We start from the raw sequence: 720 nt of genomic DNA, 5'->3' as shown, positions 1-720 counted from the left end.
CCGTTGTTGGGAAACAAGCCCTGTGGCTCGTTGACTGGCCGGGTGTCTGGAGCAGGGGGTTCCATGTCGCGCAGCGTGTTGATTTCTGGTGGCTGCGGCTTCCTCGGCTCACATCTGGTCGACCGTCTGTTGCGGCGAAGCGATCTGGAAAAGCTGATCGTCGTCGACAATCTTTGGACCGGGACGCGAGACAACGTCGCACATGTCGCCGATCCGCGTTTCGATCTGCAGATTGCCGATGCCGAAAGCTTTTCATCCCTTCAACGCTTCGATGAGATCATTCATCTCGCGTCGCCGGCTTCGCCGCTTTGGTACATGCGCGAGCCGGTACGCACGATCAAGGCCAACATCGGCGGCGCGCTCAATCTTCTGACGCTGCTCAAGCCCGGCGGCCGTTTCTGCTTCGCCTCGACCTCGGAAGTCTATGGCGACCCCCTGATTTCACCCCAACCCGAGAGTTACAGGGGATCGGTGGACTGCACCGGTCCCAGGGCCTCTTATGATGAAAGCAAGCGCTGCACCGAGGCATTGCTGTTCGAACAGCAGCGGGTTGTCGGGCTCGACATTCGCGTCGTCAGGATTTTCAACACATATGGGCCGCGAACCCGCATCGACGATGGACGCGCCGTTTCGAACTTTGCCATCCAGGCTCTGACAACCGGGGTGCTGACGGTCTATGGCGACGGGTCCCAATCGCGCAGTTGGGGTTATGTCGACGAC

Annotated in this window: 1 protein-coding gene; it reads left to right on the top strand. The window is 59.9% G+C overall.

The window, feature by feature from the left end:
• Positions 1 to 63 precede the first annotated feature (63 nt).
• Positions 64 to 720, top strand: a 657-nt coding sequence (locus EN991_RS38580) for an NAD-dependent epimerase/dehydratase family protein (protein ID WP_127370646.1), incomplete at its 3' end; no start/stop codon positions are given.

It is taken from the genome of Mesorhizobium sp. M7A.F.Ca.US.005.03.2.1 (assembly GCF_003997795.1).
Taxonomy (GTDB): domain Bacteria; phylum Pseudomonadota; class Alphaproteobacteria; order Rhizobiales; family Rhizobiaceae; genus Mesorhizobium; species Mesorhizobium ciceri.
The sequence above is the reverse complement of the archived record's forward strand: the minus strand, read 5'-3'. Positions and strand labels throughout refer to the sequence as shown.